Raw genomic sequence first — 18,301 nt, 5'->3', positions numbered from 1 at the left:
TTGTTCTCAGCCAATGACGGGCTCACCCTAGCCGCAGCGCCAGCATCGCGATGTCGTCCTCCCGGTCGACGCCGAAGCAGTCGAGGAGGGTGTCGCACAGGGCGTCGAGGCCGGGCAGGGCGCCGGAGGCGGCGGCGCGCAGGTGTTCCATGGAGGCCGAGATGTCCGTACCCCGGGTCTCGATCAGACCGTCGGTGATCATCAGGAGCCGGTCGGTGGGTTCGAGGAACAGCTCGGTGGGCGGCGGGTGGGACAGGCCCACGCCGAGCAGGGGACCCGCCGCCTTGGCGTAGTCCGCGGTGCCTGCGTCCCGGACGATCAGCGGCGGGATGTGGCCCGAGTTGGAGATGAGGGTGCGCCCGGTGGCGGGGTCGACGAGGGCCAGGCACATGGTGGCCGTGGTCTCGGGGTGGTAGTGCCGCAGCATCCGGTCCAGCCGCTCGGCGAGCACGCTCGGGTCGCTCTCGTCGACGCAGTAGGCGCGCAGCGCGTGCCGTATCTCCACCATGACGGTGGCCGCCTCCAGCGAGTGCCCGACGACGTCGCCGACGGCGAAGAGCACTCCCCCGCCGGCCCGCAGGACAGCGTAGAAGTCGCCGCCGATCTCGGCGTCCTGGGAGGCGGGCACGTACCGGACGGCGGCGTCGACGCCTGGCAGTTCGGGCAGCTGGTCCGGTTTGGGCAGGAAGCTGCGCTGGAGGGTGAGGGCGACATGCCGTTCGACCTGGTACATGAGGAGCGGCTCGGCGGCGAGCGCGGTGGCCTGGGCGAGCTGCGCCAGCAGCGCCTCGGCCTCGGGGCCCACGCGGCGCAGCCCGCGGGTGGGGGCGGCGAGGCAGACCGGGGCCCGGCCCTCCTGGGTGAGGACCAGCGCCAGCCGGGCGTCGTGTTCGACGCCGGGCCGGAAGAACCCGGTGGGCCACAGGGGCGCGGGCACGGTGGTGATCTGCACCCCGGACTGCCCCTGGGAGAGCCGCCGCAGCAACCGGGCCACGGCCCGGTCGGCGCCGGGTCCGGGCAGCGCGACCGAGGTGCGGTCCCGGGGCAGGCCGCGGTAGAGCTCGTCGTCCCGGTCGAGGACGAACACGGCGGCGGGTGTGTTGGTGAGCCGTGCGGTGCCGTCGGCGGCGACCTCGACGAGTTCCTGGAGGGAGCGCGCCGCCTGGATGGTGACGATCATCTCCGAGAGCAGGGTCAGCCGTTTGACGAGTGCCTGGTCGTCGGCCCGCAGCCGGGCGGCGCGGACCGCGGCCCGGACGGCCGCCTCGATCTCCTCGGGCTCGGCGGGCACCGTCAGATAGGCCTCGTCGCCCGCGTCGAGCGCCGGGCAGCGGTCGCTCGGAGGGGTGGCGAGGGCGGACACGTGCACGACAGGCAGGCCCGCCATGCGCGGGCGTTCCTTGAGCAGCCGGCAGAGTTCGAAGCCGCTCATGTCCGGCAGGTGCACGTCGATCAGCGCCACGTCGGGCACGTTCCCCTTGCGCAGCCGCACATCCAGTTCGGTGAGCGCCTCGCCGCCGCTGCCGACCGCGAGGACCCGATGACCGGCCCGGCTCAGCACACTCTCGACCGCGAACCGGCTCGCGGGCTCGTCGTCCACGAGCAGCACGGTCGCGTGCGTCAGCTTGCCATTGACGTCCATTTGTCAGCCCTGGCCCTTTGACACACCGGTGGGGCAGGCCGATGTCCACAGCCCGCCCCACCACGATAATGCGCTTTCAGGATGTCCGGGTGAATACCGCCACAGTGCGTTCCGGAACCACGAAAGTGCCCGTCCCCTTGTCGTAAGACGCGGACTTCACCACGGCGTCCGCGCCCGCCGCCTGCACCGGGTGCAGCCGGTAGCCGGTACCGGCGAGGGCGTCGACCTTCTGCTCCTGCCCGCTCGGCGTCGCGTTGAACACGATCACGAGATCACCGAGTTCCATGGTGATCACCCCGGGCGTCTCGTCCTTCCCGGACAGCGGGAAGGACAGCTTCGCCTGCACCTGCCCGGCCGTGTCGAGCGAGAAGACATCCTCCGTCGTACGGATCTTCAGCAGATCCTGATACGCGGCCGAGGCCCCCTCGATCTGCCCGCAGCCCACCTTGACCGACGTCAACAGGCCTTTCGCGTACGGCCACTTGGACGCGTTGTCGGCCGCCATCGGCAGCCCCCGCCCGAAGCCGTTGCCGTCAGCGCAGTTCCAGTGGATCGCGTTGAACCAGTCACCGCTGTCGAACGAGTTGCGGTCCAGGGACTTGGAACGCAGCAGATCGGTACCGGCCTGGGAGAGGGACGGCCCCTGCGAGAGGGTGGCGGTGGCCATCGCGAGGACCTGCGTCCGGGCCCGGTCGGCGGCGCTCGTCCCGGCGGCCAGCTTGTACGTCAGCGCGTCGAACAGCGACTCGTTGTCGTGCGCGTCGACATAGGCGAGGGCGTCGCCGGGCGCGTCCGCGTACCCGGCGGCCGTGCCGTTGTAGTCGACCTCGGCGCCGGTGACCTCCTTGCCGTCGGTGTCGGTGAACCGGTACTTGGCGAGGTTGCCGCTCAGGCCGACCTTGATGAGGTCCTGGTAGTGCAGGAGGCGGGCCTTCTGCTCGGCCGAAGTGCCGTTCGCGGTGGAGGAGTTGGGGTCGGTGTAGAGCCCGGACGCGAAGCCCTGGACACCGGGGTCCGCGTCGAAGGGGCTGCCGCCGCGCACCGCGTCACGGGCCCGGTCGGAGAAGGTCGCGATGCCCGTGCCGGCCATGTTCTTCTGCGTGGCCTGCACGAAACGGGCGTCGTCGGCGACCTCGCCGAAGTTCCAGCCCTCGCCGTACATGATGATCTTCTTGCCGTCGACACCGTCCTTCGCGAGCGTCAGCGCGTCCAACGCCTTGCGTACGGCGAGGATGTTGGCCTTCGGCTGGTGCCCCATGAGGTCGAAGCGGAAGCCGTCGACCTTGTACTCCTTGGCCCAGGTGACCACGGAGTCGACGACGAGCTTGCCCATCATGGCGTTCTCGGTCGCCGTGTTGGCACAGCAGGTGGAGGTGGCCACGCTGCCGTCGGCCAGCAGCCGCTGGTAGTAGCCGGGCACGATCTTGTCCAGGACCGAGTAGTCCGCCTGCCCACTGGCCGCCGTGTGGTTGTAGACCACGTCCATGACGACCCGAAGCCCGTCCTCGTTCAGGGACTTGACCATCTTCCGGAACTCGACGGTACGGCCGGTGCCGTCCGGATCGGTCGCGTACGAACCCTCCGGAACCGTGAAGTGGTAAGGGTCGTAACCCCAGTTGTAGGCGTCCTTCGCGGCGACGGCCGCCACGCACTCCTGCTGCTTCTCCGAGTCGGCCGCGTAGGAGGCGAGGTCGCAGTCGGTGGTGGACTGCTCGGACTTCTTCTCCGGGATGGTGGCGATGTCGAAGGCGGGCAGCAGATGCACGTACGACGTCCCCGACTTGGCCAGCTCCCGCAGATGCTTCGAGCCGTCGCTGTTCTTGTCGGTGAAGGCGAGGTACGTCCCCTGGTCCTTCGCGGGGACCGTCCTGTCGGCGACGGAGAAGTCCCGGATGTGCAGCTCCTGGATCTCGGCATCCTTCAGCGTCACCGCCTTGGGCTTCTTCAGGCCCGACCAGCCGCTCGGGGCAAGGGACTTGTCGGCGAGGTCGACGACGAGGCTGCGCCCGGAGTCGGCGGTGAGGGCGACCGAGTAGGGGTCGGTGACCTGGTTGGTGACGACCTTCCGGACCGTCGGCGCCCACACCTTCACGACGTACCGGTACGGCTTGTTCTTCCAGGAGGCCGGACCGGTGACGGACCAGACGCCGGTGGTGGCGTCACGGTTCATCTTCTTGAGCGAGCCGTCGAGGTCCAACTGCACGGACTGGGCCGTCGGCGCCCAGACGGCCAACGTGGGACGGCCCTTGCGGAAGGTCGGACCGAGGTCGGCCTTGGTCGCGGCGGCGTACACGTCGTCGAGGACACCGGCGATCTGTACGCCGGTCGCCGCCAACACGGCGCCGTTGACGGCCCGTTGGGAGGCGACGAGCTGGCCGGTCAGGGCCTCCCGCACCCGGCCCCGGTCACGCGGGTCGACGGACCAGGCCGTGTAGTCCTTCAGATAGGGGAACTCGGCCTTCTGGGCATCGGTGAGCGCGGTCTTCGACAGCCGCAGCCAGCGCTCGTCGTCGCTCCTCAGCGTGCCGTCCTGCACGGCGATCGAACCGTCGTGGGAGTACAGGAGTTGGGTGGACGCAGCCGCGTCGGAGCCGTTCCAGGCGACCGTGTTCCGGTCGATCCAGACCGCCTTGGAGGTGGTCAGGTCGAGGGCCGCCGCGCTGCCCGCCGGCTGTGGCAGGAGGTACTTCTCCTGGCCGTTCAACAGCCACACCTCATAGCCGTTGGACTTGAGGTCGAGCGACTGGTCGGCGGACAGGTCCTTCTCGTCGCCCTTGTGGATGATGTAACTGAGGCTGGTGGCACCGGAGTTGAGCGGTACCTCGAAGACCGCGCCGTAGGCGTCGGTCCTCACCGGCTGCAGCGGGCTCGACCAGTCGGTGGGGTTCGCGGCACCCGTCCAGACGTGCAGGCCCCAGCCGGTGTAGTCGCCGTCCGCGCGGTGGTAGTGGATGACGGCCTTGGCTGTGTCCTGCGCCGGATAGTCGGGCTTTTCAGTCTGTACGGCTTCCTTGCCCTGCTCGATCCAGACCTCACCGGTCTTGGTGACATCGATCGAACGGTCGGCGGAGACATCCTTGTTGCCGTCCTTGTCGACCACCAGGAAGCCGACGTTCGTCGCGCCGGGCTTCAACTTGACGTAGGCGAAGGCACCGTAGGCGTCCCGCCCGACGAAGGGATGGCTCGCGGGCCACGTCGTCGCCTCGCCGTCGGCGAGGTCGCCCCAGGCGTAGAGGCCCCAGTTGTCGTAGTCGCCGTCGGTGCGCTTGTAGTGGACGATCGCGTAGTCGCGGGAGGAGGCGGTGGGGATCTCCTCGGCGGGCGGGGTGCCGGAGGTGGAGGCGGCTGTCGCGCTCGCCGTGCGGCCGGTGGAATCGACCACAACTGCCTTGTACCGCAGGGCCGTTCCGGGCGCCACGTCCTTGCCGATGGTCTGCGTGACCTTGTACGGGGCGTGGTCGGCGGAGCCCAGCGTCTGCCACTTGCCGTTGCCGGTCTGGGCGGCGAAGACGACCCGATTGAGCTGGCCGCCGTTGACGTCGGCGCTCAGCTCGACGGTGCCGGTAGCTCCGGCGTCCGGCGCCTTGAGGGTGATCGTCGGCTTGCTCACAGGACGGGCGAGAGCGCCGGCTGCCTTGAGGACGATCGCGGCACCGGCCGGGACGGTGACGGTGACCTTGTTGTCGGCGCCGCTCGTCGCCGTGGCCGAAGTGCCGTAGATCCCCCGGTACTTCATGTCCGGCGAACCGGTCGCGAAGGTCGCCGTCTTCGCGGTGTCGGCGTTGTTGAGGGCGACGACGTACTCGGCACTGCCGCTGGTCCGCGTGAAGGCGTAGACACCGGCGCCGTCGGCCGCGTAACGCTCGGTCTGCACCCCGTCGGTCAGTGCCGGGTTGTCCTTGCGCAGCTTGGAGAGAGCGGCGATCTCCTTGTACAGCGGGGCAGTTGAGTCGTAGGCATCGCTCGCGGCGGTCCGGTCGGTGCCGATCTCGTCGTCGTCGAGATAGTCGGCGACCTTCGAGGCGAACATCGTCTGGCGGGCGTCCTTGTCACCGCCGGAGCCGGTGAAGCCCTGTTCGTCGCCGTAGTAGACGACGGGGTTGCCGCGGCTGAGGAACATCAGCTCGTTGGCGAGTCTGTCCTTGGCGAGGAGTTCGGCATCGGTGGCCTTCGGGTTGTCCTGGTCGAGGAAGTAGCCGATGCGGCCCATGTCGTGGTTGCCGAGGAAGGTGACCTGCTCGTACGCGTTCGCCTTGTCGGTCGTGTACTTGTAGTCGTCGCCGAAGACACTCGCGAGCTTCTGCGCGCTGCCGCCCTGGGAGGCGTAGGCACGGGCCGCGTCCTGGAAGGGGAAGTCGAGCGTGGCGTCCAGGCGGCCCTGGGTGACGTAGGGCGAAGTGACGGAGGTGTCGGCGGAGTAGACCTCGCCGAACATGAAGAAGTTCTTCCGGCCGTGCTGGGCCGCGTAGTTGTCGAGCGCGGTGGCCCACTGGGTCCAGAAGGCCATGTCGACGTGTTTGACGGTGTCGATGCGGAAGCCGTCGACGTCGAAGTCGCGCACCCACTTCTCGTAGATCTTCTCCATGCCGCTGACGACCTCGGGACGCTCGGTCCACAGGTCGTCGAGGCCGGAGAAGTCGCCGTAGGTGGCGTTCTCGCCGACGTAGGTCGAGTCGCCGCGATTGTGGTACATCGTGGGGTCGTTGAGCCAGGACGGGACCTTCACGTCCGCCTTGCCGGCGGGGACGGTCGGGGTCTTCGGGAAGGAGGAGGTGGTGACGGCGGGGAAGGACTTCGTGCCGTCCGCGTAGTCGGCGTCGTCGAAGGGCTGCCCGTCCTGGGTGAGGTAGGGGAAGGCGCCCTTGGAGAGGTAGTCGTAGGACTTGCCCTCGTAGTCGACGACGTCGGCGGTGTGGTTGGTGATGACGTCGAAGAAGACCTTCATGCCCTTGGCGTGCGCCTTGGAGATGAGGGTCGCGAGGTCCTTGTTGGTGCCGAAGTGCGGGTCGACCTTGGTGAAGTCCGTTATCCAGTAACCGTGGTAGCCGGCGGAGGCGTCGCTCCCTGTCCCCTGCACGGGCTGGTTCTTGAAGATCGGGGCCATCCAGATGGCGGTGGTGCCCAGGCCCTTGATGTAGTCGAGCTTCTTTGTCAGGCCCTTGAGGTCGCCGCCCTGGTAGAAGCCCTTGTCGGTGGGGTCGTAGCCGGTGCTGAGGCGTGAACCGGTCAGCCCGCCCTGGTCGTTGGCGGTGTCGCCGTTGGCGAACCGGTCCGGCATCACGAAGTAGAACTGCTCGCGGGTGTCGTCGTGCCGGACCGGCGTGGCCGCCAGCTTCGCGTCGGACGGGGGTGCGGGCGGGGTCGCGGCGTGGGCGGCGAGGGGTGGGACGAACGCCGCGAGGAGCGCGGCGACGACGATGCCCGTGGCCCTTCTCCGTCGCTCGTTGCGGCGCGTGCGGGGCGCCGGCCATCTCGGTATCACAGGCGTGAACTCCTTGCGATTACGGCTCAGTTCGGGTCCGACCCCGGCGAGACCGTATCGCCGACGCAAGGGTTGCAGCAAGAGTCGTGAAAGGCATGGAAAGAATTTTCACTTGCGGCCTTGACGGTTCCCGCCGAAAGGGTCTGGAACCGATGACTCCGAGAGCTGGTACGACACCGAGCGCCCGGGATACGCGGCGCGGCGCGCGGACGGACGTGTCCCGAAAGTCGTCGCCCGGCTGAAGGGCGGCGCTGGCCGGACTGGAGGACCTCACCACGTCGAGACCGTCCCCGACCACTTCCTGCGAACTTCTGACACCTTCCGCGAACAAATCCGCGGGGCCGCGCATCGGACCTTGTGCAGGGCACCAGAGGACGGCACAGGGCGCACACCACGGCCCGGCGCCGCGGAGCAGGAGTGGAGCACCATCACCGTGAACGAGCAGCAGAACACCACCGACCAGGCCGGCCCCACCAAGCCCCGGCACCGTGCCGACCGCCGCTTCGGGCGTACGGTGGTCGGTCTGGCCGCCGTCGCCGGGCTGGGGCTCGCGGCCTGGGCGACCACCGCGAACGCCGCGACCACCAGCACCGCGAAGGCGACACCGACCTGCTCCACCGCCGCGCTCAAGGTCACCTTCGGCCGCGGGCTCGCCGGTGGCATGAACCACCAGGGTGTCGTCATCACGCTGCGCAACCTGAGCGGCAGGACATGTGCGCTGCGCGGCTACCCCGGCCTTGGCCTGGAGAACTCCGCGCACAAGAAGCTCACGGCCCACACCCACTGGGGCAACACCTGGTACGCGCACAACCCCGGGAAGAAGACCCTCACCCTCAAGGACGGCCAGAGCGCCGAGGCCGTTGTGGCCTGGACCCACGCCAACACGGGCACGTCGGGCGCGGTGCGCGCCTCCTTCCTGGAGATCACCCCGCCCGGCGCCACCCAGCACAAGACGCTGGCCTTCCCCCAGTGGGTCGATCACGGCGACCTCTCCGTCACCGCGCTGGCCAGGCACATCACCGTCACCTCCTGACCTGCGCGGTCGACGGTCAGACGACGGCCGCCTGAACCGTCAGGGTCCCTTCTGCGGTGTCGATCGTGGCGCGCGTGCCCAGCGGAATCGTCGGTGGGTGCGGGCCGTGGCCGGCCGGGAGCCCGCCGAGGACGGGAACGCCCAGGCGGGTCAGCCGGTCGCGCAGGATGTCGGCGATGCCCCATCCCCCGAGGGTCGCGTCGTCGGCATCCTGCTCGAAGCCGAGGAACTGGCCGAGCGCGACACCGCGCAACCCCTCCAGCGCCCCGGCCCGCGTCAACTGGGTCAGCGCGCGGTCGACCTCCCCGAGCCCTGTTCCTCGCTGGTGTTCGAGGAAGAGGATCGCCCCCTTGAGGCTCGGCAGACCGGCGCCGGCCTCGGTGCGGACCGCGCTGAGGTTGCCGCCGACCAGGACACCGGTCGCGGTGCCCTCGACGGTGACGGACCCACTGGCCTCGCCGGCGTCCCGGTGGATGACGACGGGATCGGTGGTCATCAGCGCGCTGCGGACGGCGTCGGCCGACGCGGGCCCGCACCATGCGTCGCCCGCGTTGGGGAAGGGGCCGTGCAGGCCGGCCAGGCGGCAGCGGGCCCACAGGGCGAGATGGAGATGGGTGATGTCGCTGAAGCCGACCACCGGTTTCGGGTCACGGCGCAGCACGGCGGTGTCGAGGTCGTCGACGATGCGGTAGGTGCCCTTGCCGCCCATGGCGGCGAACACCGCGCGGATCCCCGGGTCGCCGAACGCGGAGTTCAGGTCGGAGACCCGGTCCTCGTCCCGGCCGGCCATGTATCCCCACTGGTCGAAGACGTGCTCACCCACCTCGGGCCGCAGCCCCCATGACGTCAACTGCTCGACGCCACGGGCGACATGCTCACGGCTGGGGGGACACGCCGGAGCGACGATCCGCACCCGGTCTCCTGGCCGCAACCGCGGTGATCTCAAGGTCGGGAGGTTGCCGGAGGTGTCCATACGGCGATCTTCCTCCATGCGCGGGGCCGGAACTCCCGCACCCCTCACGGGAGTTCCGGCCCCGCTCCGCTCAGCAGCTCGTCTTGCCCGCGTAGATCGCCAGAGCCGTGTTGGAACCCAGAGTGGCGGTGAACTGCCCGCTGGAGTTGACGGTCACCGACGTGTTGTTCTGCACGTTGCAGTACGTGCCCGCGGCCAGCGACGTCTGGTAGGTCTGGGTCAGCGAGTACGACTCGTGGTTGATCGCCACATAGCCCTTGCTGCCGCGGCCGAAGCCGATCGCGTCGTTGCCGTCGTCCCACCAGTTGGTGAGGGACTGGCCGCTGGTCGCGTTGCGGAAGGCGACCATGGACTTGATCTCCGGCCAGGCGTGCTGGCACTTCCAGCCGTCCTGCCAACAGGCCGTCACCGCACCGTTGTTGGGCGGTCCGGCGTCCGCGTCCGACCACTCGTAGCCGGAGTTGATGTCCGGGGCGCCGTAGGGGTAGGCGAGCATGAAGACGTTGGCCAGCGTGTAGTTGGCGCCGTCCTTGTAGTTGAGGGTGGAGCCGTTGCGCTCGGTGTCGTGGTTGTCGACGAAGACACCGGCGACCGAGCTGCTCATGTACCCCCAGCCCTCCCCGTAGTTCTTCAGGTAGGCGAGGTTCTCGTTGTTGAAGACGCGCTTGAGGTCGTAGGCGTAGCGGAACTCCTGGACGTCGCCGTTGCCGGTGTACTCGGTGGGCTGGACGGCCTCGCCCGCGCCGTAGATGACCTCCTGCTTCCAGTACACGGAGGGGTTGGTCAGGCGGGACTTGATGTTCGCGAGGTCGGTCGCCGGGATGTGCTTGGCCGCGTCGATGCGGAAGCCGTCGGCGCCGTAGCCGAGGAGGGTGTTCATGTAGCCGGCGATCGTGGACCGGACGTACTCCTCGCCCGTGTCCAGGTCGGCGAGGCCGACCAGTTCGCAGTTCTGCACGTTGGCGCGGTTGGTGTAGTCGCTGACCGTCGCCGTGCAGTCGTCCATGTCGTACGAGGAGTACAGGCCCGGGTAGTTGTACTTCGTGTACGACGAGCCGCCGGTGCCGGTGCCGCTGCCCGCCGACATGTGGTTGATGACCGCGTCGACGACGACCTTCACGCCCGCCGCGTGGCAGGTGTTGATCATGTTCTGGAAGGCGGTCGCGTCGCCGAGCCGCCCGGCGATCTTGTAGCTCACCGGCTGGTACGAGGTCCACCACTGCGAGCCCTGTATGTGCTCGGCGGGCGGGGAGACCTGCACGTAGCCGTAGCCCGCCGGGCCGAGGGTGTTGGTGCACTCCTTGGCGACCGAGGCGAAGTTCCACTCGAAGAGGACGGCGGTGACGTCCTTGGTGCCGGGCGGGGAGGCGTGTGCGGTACCGGACACCAGGACCGCCGTCGCGGCGGCGAGGGCGAAGGCGCCTGCAAGTGATCTGCTGCTGGCCATGTGGGGTTCCTTCTCCGTTGAAGGCTCTTGAATGTTCTTGCTGAAATCCCGTGGAAACCTTGCGGTGGCCAGATGTTAAAGGCCCGCCGCCCAAAAGGGCAGCGGGCCGTGTGAAGTTGCTGCAAGAACTTTCGCGCTACGGGGTGGTGGTCCACCAGACCGTCGTGTCGGCGGGCAGCTTCGCCTCGCCGTCCGCCTCGGTCACCTCACCGCTGGCGAGCAGCAGCCGGCCGTACACCGACGTCGTCACCGACTCCCCGCTCGTGTTCGCGACACACACGAACTCCCCCCGCTGGAAGGCGAGTACACCCTCGGGTGCCCGCAGCCACTCCACCGAGTCGCCCGCGCCGAGATCGGGCTGCGTACGACGGGCGGCGAGCGCGGCCCGGTACAGCTCCAGCGTGGAACCGGCCGTCCCCGTCTGCGCCTCGATGCTCAACTCGCCCCAGCCGTCCGGCTGCGGCAGCCAGCTCCCGCCGTCCCCGAAGCCGTACGACGACCCGGTGCGCGTCCACGGGATCGGCACCCGGCACCCGTCGCGGAAGCCGTCCTGGCCCGCGCCCCTGAAGTAGGCGGGGTCCTGGCGCACTTCGTCCGGCAGGTCGACGACGTCGGGCAGGCCGAGCTCCTCACCCTGGTAGACGTACGCCGAGCCGGGCAGCGCCAGCATCAGCAGCGTCGCCGCGCGGGCCCGGCGCAGGCCCAGCTCCCGGTCCCCGGCGGTGCGGATCTGGGTGCCGAGGCCGGGCGGGTTGGCGAAGCGGGTGGCGTGCCGGGTGACGTCGTGGTTGGAGAGGACCCAGGTGGCGGGGGCGCCGACCGGCCGCATGGCCTCCAGCGTCCGGTCGATGACCGTACGGAGCTCCTCGGCGTCCCAATCCGTCGCCAGGTACTGGAAGTTGAAGGCCTGGTGGAGCTCGTCCGGGCGGACGTAGTTGGCCGTCCGCTCCACAGTCGGGGTCCACGCCTCGGCGACGAAAATGCGCTCGCCCGCGTACTCGTCGAGGACCGTGCGCCACTGCCGGTAGATGTCGTGCACGCCGTCCTGGTCGAAGAACGGCATGACATCGTTGCCCAGCAGCTTGACTTGGTCGTGCGAGCCGAGGTCGGGCAGCCCCTCCGCCTTCACCAGCCCGTGGGCGACGTCGATCCGGAAACCGTCGACGCCGATGTCCAGCCAGAACCGGAGCACGGACCTGAACTCGTCGCCCACCGCCGGGTGTTCCCAGTTGAAGTCGGGCTGCTCGGGGGCGAAGAGGTGCAAGTACCACTCCCCGTCCTCGACTCGGGTCCAGGCCGGCCCGCCGAAGATGGACTCCCAGTCGTTGGGCGGGAGTTCGCCGTGCTCACCCTTTCCGGGCCGGAAGTGATAGCGCTCCCGCAGCGGCGAGCCGGGTCCCTCCCGCAACGCCCGCTTGAACCACTCGTGCTGGTCCGAGGAGTGGTTGGGGACCAGGTCCACGATGATGCGGAGACCGAGTCCGTGGGCGTCACGGATCAGCGCGTCGGCGTCGAGCAGGTTGCCGAACATCGGGTCCACGGCACGGTAGTCGGCGACGTCGTAGCCCGCGTCCGCCTGCGGGGAGGCGTAGAACGGGCTGAGCCAGACGGCGTCGACACCGAGGTCACGCAGATACGGGAGTCGGGAGCGTACGCCCTCCAGGTCACCCATGCCGTCGCCGTTGCTGTCGGCGAAGCTGCGCGGATAGACCTGGTAGATCACCGCGTCCCGCCACCAGTCGCCGCGCTTGGCTTTGGCGGGGTTTTTCGGTGCCGGGGCGATGGCCGAGTGCTGGTGGGTCATGGCGTCCTTGGTGCGTAACTGGAGTTCGGTCATGGAGAGTTGGGGGGCGAGGCGGCCGTGATGTCAGCGGGGTCGGATGGACGTCACGGCCGCCTCGGGTCTCAAGGGGGTAGGGGGGCAGCGCCCCCCATAGGGGCGCGGGGCTGTATCGATATGCGGCTTCCGCCGCGCGGGCGCGACCAGCCACGACGGCGCCGCAGCCGACAACGAACCCGCCGTCAGCCCTTCGTGCCACCCGCGGTAAGCCCGGTGACCAAGTTCTTCTGCACGAGATAGAAGAACGCGGCCACGGGTATCGCGATCAACACAGCGGTCGCAGCCATCAGATTGCGTTGCGCGTCGTGCTCGCTCACGAACGTCTGCAACCCGACCGCGAACGTGTACTTCGTGTCGGACAGCATGAACGTCGAGGCGAAGGCGACCTCGCCGAACGCCGTGAGGAAGCTGTAGAACGCGGCGACCGCCAGACCCGGCTTGGCGAGCGGCAGGATCAGTCGCGCGAACGTGCCGAAGGGGTTCAGCCCGTCGACGCGTCCGGCCTCGTCGATCTCGAACGGGATCGTGTCGAAGTAACCCTTGAGCAGCCAGGCGCAATACGGCACCGCCGTCGAGCAGTAGACGAGGATGAGACCAAGGTAGCTGTCGATGAGCTGCAGATCCGCCAGAATCTGGTACATCGGCACAATAAGTACCGCTATCGGGAACATCTGGGTGACCAGCAGCACCCACATGAACTTCCGGTAGCCGGGGAAGCGCATGCGCGAGACGGCGTAGCCGGTGCTGGCCGCGATGGTGACGCCGATGACCGTCGTGCCGAGCGAGACGATCAGCGAGCTCTTCAACCAGTCGAAGAACTCGGTGTGCTGGAGCACGAACGAGTAGTTGCCGAGCGTCATCTTCTTCCAGATGCCGGCCGGGTGGAGGTAGTCGTCCGAGTCCGGGCCGAGGGAGAGAAAGACCAGCCAGGCGATCGGGAAGAGGGCGATCAGGCTCGCGACGATCAGGATGCCGTGCGCGGTGAGAGAGCCGGCTCGGCCCAACTCGCCGCGGCGGCGCGTCCGTTGGGGTGTGGTCGTGGTGCTCATGGGGACTCCTGCCTCAGATCGCGAGCTGCTGGTCGTTGCGGTTCAGCCAGCGGCGGTAGAAGGAGGTGAAGACGATCAGGATGGCCAGCAGCAGGATGCCGTAGGCGGCCGACTGTGCGAAGTCACGCGGCTGTTGGCCGAAGCCGAGGTAGTACGACCAGGTGACGAGGATCGAGGCGTCGGGGGCCGTGTTGCCGAACAGCAGGAAGATGACGGCGAACTGGTTGAACGTCCAGATGACGCCGAGGAGTACGACGGTGGAGCTGACCGACCTCAGACCCGGGAGGGTGACGTAGCGGAAGCGCTGCCAGGGGTTCGCGCCGTCCATCTCGGCGGCCTCGTAGAGCGAGGCGTCGATGGACTGCAGTCCGCCCAGCATCGAGACCATCATGAACGGCACACCGCACCAGGTGTTGACCATGATCGCGGCGGTCCGCTGCCAGAACGTGCTTTCCAGCCAGTCGGGTTGGGGCAGGTGCAGGGTGTGCAGCGCGGTGTTGATGATGCCGCCGTCGGCGAGCATGAAGCGCCAGCCGAACACGGTGACGAAGGTGGGGACGGCCCACGGCAGGATCAGGATCAGCCGGTACAGGGTGCGTCCGCGCAGCTTCTGGTTGAGCAGCAGGGCGAGGGCGAGGCCGATCGTGTAGTGCAGGGTGACGCAGACCGCGGTCCAGACGATCGTCCAGATGAAGTGCGACCAGAAGCGGTCGTACGAGGTCGGGCCGAACAGGATGTCCTTGTAGTTGTCGAGCCCGATGAACTTGTAGGTGGCGTCGATGTGGTTGACGCCGATCGTGCGCGCGGTGTTGAGGCTGTTGGCGTCGGTGAGCGTCAGGTACAGGCCGTACACCAGGGGGTAGAGCACGAGGACGCCGAGTACGACGACCACGGGGATGATCATCGCGTACGCGTACCAGTGCTTCTGGTAGGCGGACTTGAGGCGCCCGCGGGGTCCGGGTCGGGGTGCGCGTTCACCGTGGCGCTTGCCGGTCGCGCGGTCGATGGCGACTGTCATGGTTCGTTCGACACCTTCTGGAAGGTCAGGAGTTGGGCCGGTGCGCAGGCCGACGGCCGCCGGATCCGTCCCCCCAGACCTGGCGGATCCGACGGCCACTCGGGCTACTTGCTGAAGTCCGGGACCAGCTTCTGGATCGCGAGTTCGGCGTTGCTCAGGCCCTTGGTGAGGGACTCCTTTCCACCGGCGATCTTGGGCAGTTCGGTGTCCAGCGGACCCCACAGCGAGCTGTACTCGGCGAGCGCCGGGCGCGGCTGGGCCGCGCCGAGGACGCTCTGGAAGCCGGCGATGCCCGGGTCGGCCTTGACGGCGGCGGTGTAGGCGTCGTCGCGGGTCGGCAGCGTCGAGTTCTTCAGCGCGATCGTCGACTGGGAGGCGGCGGAGGTCATGAAGTTGAGGAACTTCAGGGACGCCTTCTGGTGCGCGGAGTCCGAGCCGGCGTAGACCGAGAGGTTGTGACCGCCGGTCGGGGCGCCGGACTTGCCGGTGGAGCCGGCCGGGATCTGGGCGATGCCGAGGTTGGACTTGTCCTTGAAGGCCGAGCCCTTGTAGAAGTTCGTGATCTCCCAGGGGCCCTGGATGATGGACGCGACCTGGCCGTTGACGAACGCGTCCTGGATGTGGGCGTAGGCGTCGGCGGTGGTGTCGGCGTCGTGCAGGCCCTGGCCGGTGAAGAGGCTGAGCCAGGTGCCGTAGGCCTTCTGCGCGGCGGCGGAGTTCACGGTGATCTTCTTGGCGGCGGCGTCGACGGTGTCGGTGCCCTCGCCGTAGAGGAAGGTCTGCGCGTAGTAGGCCTGGGTGGAGCCCCAGTAGCCGTACACGTTCTCCTTGGCGTCGATCTTGGAGGCATCGGCCTTCAACTCGTCCCAGGTGGTGGGCGGTGTGGTGATGCCGGCCTTCTTGAAGATCGCCTTGTTGTAGACGAGGGCGAGGGTGTCGGTGACCAGCGGCACGCCGTAGGTCTTGCCGTCGTACTGGGCCTGCGTGATCAGGTTCGGCTTGAACTTGGCCTGGTCGGCGAGGGCTTCGGTGCCGTCGAGCGGCAGGAAGTAGCCCTTCTTCGCGAAGGCGGGGGTCCAGCCGACCTCCGAACGCAGCACGTCCGGGGCGCCCTTGGAGCCGGCGGCGGTGTCGAACTTGTTCTGCGCCTGGTCGAAGGGCACGTTGACGTACTTGACCTTGATGTTCTTGTTGGCGGCCTCGAACTCGGCGACCAGGGCCTTGTACGTCGGCGCCTCATTGGTGGCGTTGGAGGTGTCCCACCAGGTGATGGTGACCGGCCCGTCCGACTTGCCGCTGCCACTGTCACTGCCGCCGCAGGCCGTCGCCGCGAGGGCGAGGGACGCCACCAGAGCGGTGGCCGCTATGCCACGCCGCATGAGTTCTCCTTGAGGGTGAAAGCCCGTGTGCCGCAGGGGGCGGGCCCGTCCGCCGCCCCTGTGACTCGCCGACCGCTCCTTCGCCGCCGCCGGGCGTCGCCGAACGTAACAGCGATGCAAGCGTCGCGAAAGTCCTTGCTGCAAAAAACTGCAAGACGGCCTGAGAGTTACCCGCCCGTGACCTCCTCTCGATCTGGGTGAAACCGAGTATTGATGCGGCTCAGCGGGCGATGAGACACTTGTGCAAGACTCTGCAAGCTCTTGCCGCACGCCGTATGCCGACCAGAACACGAGGGATCGCGATGACGCAGCAACCCGCAGCGCGCCGACGGCCGGTACAGTCCACTCCCGTGACCACACGGCTTGCCGACATCGCCGCCCAGGCGGGGGTGAGCGAGGCGACCGTCAGCCGCGTCCTCAACGGCAAGCCGGGCGTCGCCGCCACCACCCGCCAGTCCGTCCTCGCCGCCCTCGACGTGCTCGGCTACGAGCGTCCGGTACGGCTGCGGCAGCGCAGCGAGGGCCTGGTCGGCCTCATAACGCCGGAGCTGGAGAACCCGATATTCCCCGCCCTGGCGCAGGTCATAGGGCAGGCGCTGACGCGACAGGGCTACACCCCGGTGCTCGCCACCCAGACCCCGGGCGGGTCCACGGAGGACGAGCTGACCGAGATGCTCGTCGACCGCGGGGTGGCCGGCATCATCTTCGTCTCCGGACTGCACGCGGACACCTCCGCGGACATGCAGCGCTACGAGCAACTGCGGGCGCAGGGCGTGCCGTTCGTGCTCGTGGACGGCTTCTCGCCCAAGGTGCAGGCGCCGTTCATCTCGCCGGACGACCGCGCGGCGATGACCCTCGCCGTCACCCACCTCGTCTCGCTGGGCCACACCCGCATCGGCCTGGCGCTGGGCCCCAAGCGCTTCGTACCCGTACAACGCAAGATCGAGGGCTTCGTCCGCTCGATGCAGGACCAACTGGCCCTGACCGCCGAGGACGTGGAGACCCGGCTCGTGCAGCACTCGCTGTACACGCTGGAGGGCGGGCAGGCCGCCGCCGCCGCGCTGATCGACCGCGACTGCACGGCGATCGTGTGCGCGAGCGACATGATGGCGCTCGGCGCGATACGGGCGGCCCGGCAGCGGGGGCTTCAGGTGCCCACGGACGTCTCGGTGGTGGGCTTCGACGACTCCCCGCTGATCGCGTTCACCGACCCGCCGCTGACCACGATCCGCAAGCCGGTGCCGGCGATGGGACAGGCGGCGGTTCGGACGTTGCTGGAGGAGATCGGCGGGACTCCCGCGCCGCACAGTGAGTTCGTGTTCATGCCGGAACTGGTGGTGCGGGGTTCGACGGCTTCGGCGCCTGGGGAGCGAAATCGTCCCTAAGGGGGAGAAAACGCGGCGACTTCCCCTGCGCTGGTAGTAGTACGGGGACTCTTCTCGTCGTAGAACATGCGAGCCGGACCCGACCAAGGGATGATCGGTCCCGGAAGCCTTTTCTGGCAGACTTTGTGTCTATGGGTGAGACCACCGTGACGACATTGGAAGGCCGTGAAGAAGCCGTTCCGAGCCCCGTCGCGGACGCCGCGGGGCAGGGTTTCCTGCGCCGGTTGCGGACTCCGCGCCGGCCCCGGCTGTGGTTCGAGATCCTGCTGATCGCGGTGAGTTACTGGACGTACTCACAGATCCGCAACGCGGTTCCGGAGCAGCGGACCGAGGCACTGCGCAACGCCAACTGGATCTGGCGCGTGGAGAACGACCTCGACATCGCCGTCGAGCAGTCGGTCAACCACGCGGTGAACTCGGCGACTTGGCTGATCGTCGGGATGAACTACTACTACGCGACACTGCATTTCGTGGTGACGCTGGGTGTCCTGGTGTGGCTGTACCGCAGTCATCCGGGCCGGTACGCGGCGACCCGCCTGGTCCTCTTCGCGACGACGGCCGTGGCCCTGGTCGGCTACTACTTCTTCCCGCTGGCCCCGCCCCGGCTGATGAACGGCGGCCACTTCGTCGACACCGTCATGGTCCACGAGACCTGGGGTTCGATGGCCTCCGGCGACCTCAAGCACATGTCGAACCAGTACGCCGCGATGCCGTCCATGCACATCGGCTGGTCCCTGTGGTGCGGCCTGACGATCTTCACCCTGGCGAAACTCCCCTGGGTCCGGATCCTCGGCCTCCTCTACCCGGCGGCGACCCTCATGGTCATCGTCTCCACCGCCAACCACTTCTGGCTCGACGCGGTCGGCGGCATGCTCTGCCTCGCCTTCGGCTTCACGGTCTCCCGCGTCTGGTACGGCGCCTTCCCGTACGCCCTGCAGCGCACGGTGGCGGTACGGAGAGCGGACGGCCTTTGGTTGCCGACCAATGCGTAGCCCTCTCAAGACCCCGGCCAGGGCAGGCGCGCTCCAAGGGGCGCGGGGCCGTCACATTTGC

Annotated in this window: 11 protein-coding genes; 3 read left to right on the top strand and 8 right to left on the bottom strand. The window is 68.4% G+C overall.

The genetic code is table 11. The annotated features are described in order from the left end of the window. Nucleotides 1-22 precede the first annotated feature (22 nt). Both OH768_RS37545 and pulA read right to left on the bottom strand, forming a co-directional pair. Nucleotides 23-1,642, bottom strand: a complete 1,620-nt coding sequence (locus tag OH768_RS37545) for a SpoIIE family protein phosphatase (RefSeq protein ID WP_406460506.1) — start codon at nucleotides 1,640-1,642, stop codon at nucleotides 23-25. A gap of 76 nt (nucleotides 1,643-1,718) precedes the next feature. Then, a complete protein-coding gene (gene pulA, locus OH768_RS37540; RefSeq protein ID WP_406460504.1) occupies nucleotides 1,719-7,124 on the bottom strand; it encodes a pullulanase-type alpha-1,6-glucosidase in 5,406 nt (1,801 codons plus the stop codon). 433 nt (nucleotides 7,125-7,557) lie between these two features. On the opposite strand from pulA, the gene OH768_RS37535 reads away from it, so the two are divergent. Continuing rightward, complete coding sequence (locus OH768_RS37535) at nucleotides 7,558-8,157, top strand: DUF4232 domain-containing protein (protein WP_406460503.1); 600 nt, start codon at nucleotides 7,558-7,560, stop codon at nucleotides 8,155-8,157. Nucleotides 8,158-8,173: 16 nt separating this feature from the next. Here the strand turns inward: OH768_RS37535 and OH768_RS37530 are convergent, their stop codons facing one another. From OH768_RS37530 to OH768_RS37505, 6 genes are all read right to left on the bottom strand, one after another. Beyond that, nucleotides 8,174-9,070, bottom strand: coding sequence for an LD-carboxypeptidase (locus tag OH768_RS37530; protein ID WP_406460501.1), 897 nt, complete (start codon nucleotides 9,068-9,070; stop codon nucleotides 8,174-8,176). 130 nt (nucleotides 9,071-9,200) lie between these two features. Continuing rightward, on the bottom strand, nucleotides 9,201-10,577 hold the full coding sequence (locus OH768_RS37525; protein ID WP_406460500.1) for an alpha-amylase family protein: 1,377 nt from the start codon (nucleotides 10,575-10,577) through the stop codon (nucleotides 9,201-9,203). Between the two features lie 136 nt (nucleotides 10,578-10,713). After that, on the bottom strand, nucleotides 10,714-12,381 hold the full coding sequence (locus OH768_RS37520) for a glycoside hydrolase family 13 protein (protein WP_406465606.1): 1,668 nt from the start codon (nucleotides 12,379-12,381) through the stop codon (nucleotides 10,714-10,716). Between the two features lie 218 nt (nucleotides 12,382-12,599). Further along, nucleotides 12,600-13,466, bottom strand: coding sequence for a sugar ABC transporter permease (locus tag OH768_RS37515; RefSeq protein WP_406460498.1), 867 nt, complete (start codon nucleotides 13,464-13,466; stop codon nucleotides 12,600-12,602). 13 nt (nucleotides 13,467-13,479) lie between these two features. After that, the gene (locus OH768_RS37510; RefSeq protein ID WP_406460497.1) at nucleotides 13,480-14,484 is read right to left on the bottom strand and encodes a carbohydrate ABC transporter permease; all 1,005 of its coding nucleotides are present in this window, start codon (nucleotides 14,482-14,484) and stop codon (nucleotides 13,480-13,482) included. 104 nt (nucleotides 14,485-14,588) lie between these two features. Further along, nucleotides 14,589-15,863, bottom strand: a complete 1,275-nt coding sequence (locus OH768_RS37505) for an extracellular solute-binding protein (RefSeq protein WP_406460495.1) — start codon at nucleotides 15,861-15,863, stop codon at nucleotides 14,589-14,591. Nucleotides 15,864-16,213: 350 nt separating this feature from the next. On the opposite strand from OH768_RS37505, the gene OH768_RS37500 reads away from it, so the two are divergent. Both OH768_RS37500 and OH768_RS37495 read left to right on the top strand, forming a co-directional pair. Continuing rightward, nucleotides 16,214-17,248: a LacI family DNA-binding transcriptional regulator gene (locus OH768_RS37500; RefSeq protein ID WP_406460493.1), complete on the top strand. Its 1,035-nt coding sequence runs from the start codon at nucleotides 16,214-16,216 to the stop codon at nucleotides 17,246-17,248. A gap of 131 nt (nucleotides 17,249-17,379) precedes the next feature. Then, nucleotides 17,380-18,240 (top strand): phosphatase PAP2 family protein, encoded by an 861-nt coding sequence (locus OH768_RS37495; RefSeq protein ID WP_406460491.1) that lies wholly within the window; start codon nucleotides 17,380-17,382, stop codon nucleotides 18,238-18,240. Nucleotides 18,241-18,301 lie beyond the last annotated feature (61 nt).

The sequence above is a fragment of the Streptomyces sp. NBC_01622 genome (assembly GCF_045209635.1).
GTDB lineage: Bacteria > Actinomycetota > Actinomycetes > Streptomycetales > Streptomycetaceae > Streptomyces.
This window is presented reverse-complemented; position numbering and strand designations above follow the sequence as displayed.

Excerpts from the sequence above, each read along its gene's own strand:
- OH768_RS37545 (WP_406460506.1), bottom strand. The coding sequence starts at position 1,642 with ATGGACGTCAATGGCAAGCTGACGCACGCGACCGTGCTGCTCGTGGAC.
- OH768_RS37525 (WP_406460500.1), bottom strand. The coding sequence starts at position 10,577 with ATGGCCAGCAGCAGATCACTTGCAGGCGCCTTCGCCCTCGCCGCCGCG.
- OH768_RS37520 (WP_406465606.1), bottom strand. The coding sequence starts at position 12,381 with ATGACCCACCAGCACTCGGCCATCGCCCCGGCACCGAAAAACCCCGCC.
- OH768_RS37515 (WP_406460498.1), bottom strand. The coding sequence starts at position 13,466 with ATGAGCACCACGACCACACCCCAACGGACGCGCCGCCGCGGCGAGTTG.
- OH768_RS37510 (WP_406460497.1), bottom strand. The coding sequence starts at position 14,484 with ATGACAGTCGCCATCGACCGCGCGACCGGCAAGCGCCACGGTGAACGC.
- OH768_RS37505 (WP_406460495.1), bottom strand. The coding sequence starts at position 15,863 with ATGCGGCGTGGCATAGCGGCCACCGCTCTGGTGGCGTCCCTCGCCCTC.
- OH768_RS37495 (WP_406460491.1), top strand. The coding sequence starts at position 17,380 with ATGGGTGAGACCACCGTGACGACATTGGAAGGCCGTGAAGAAGCCGTT.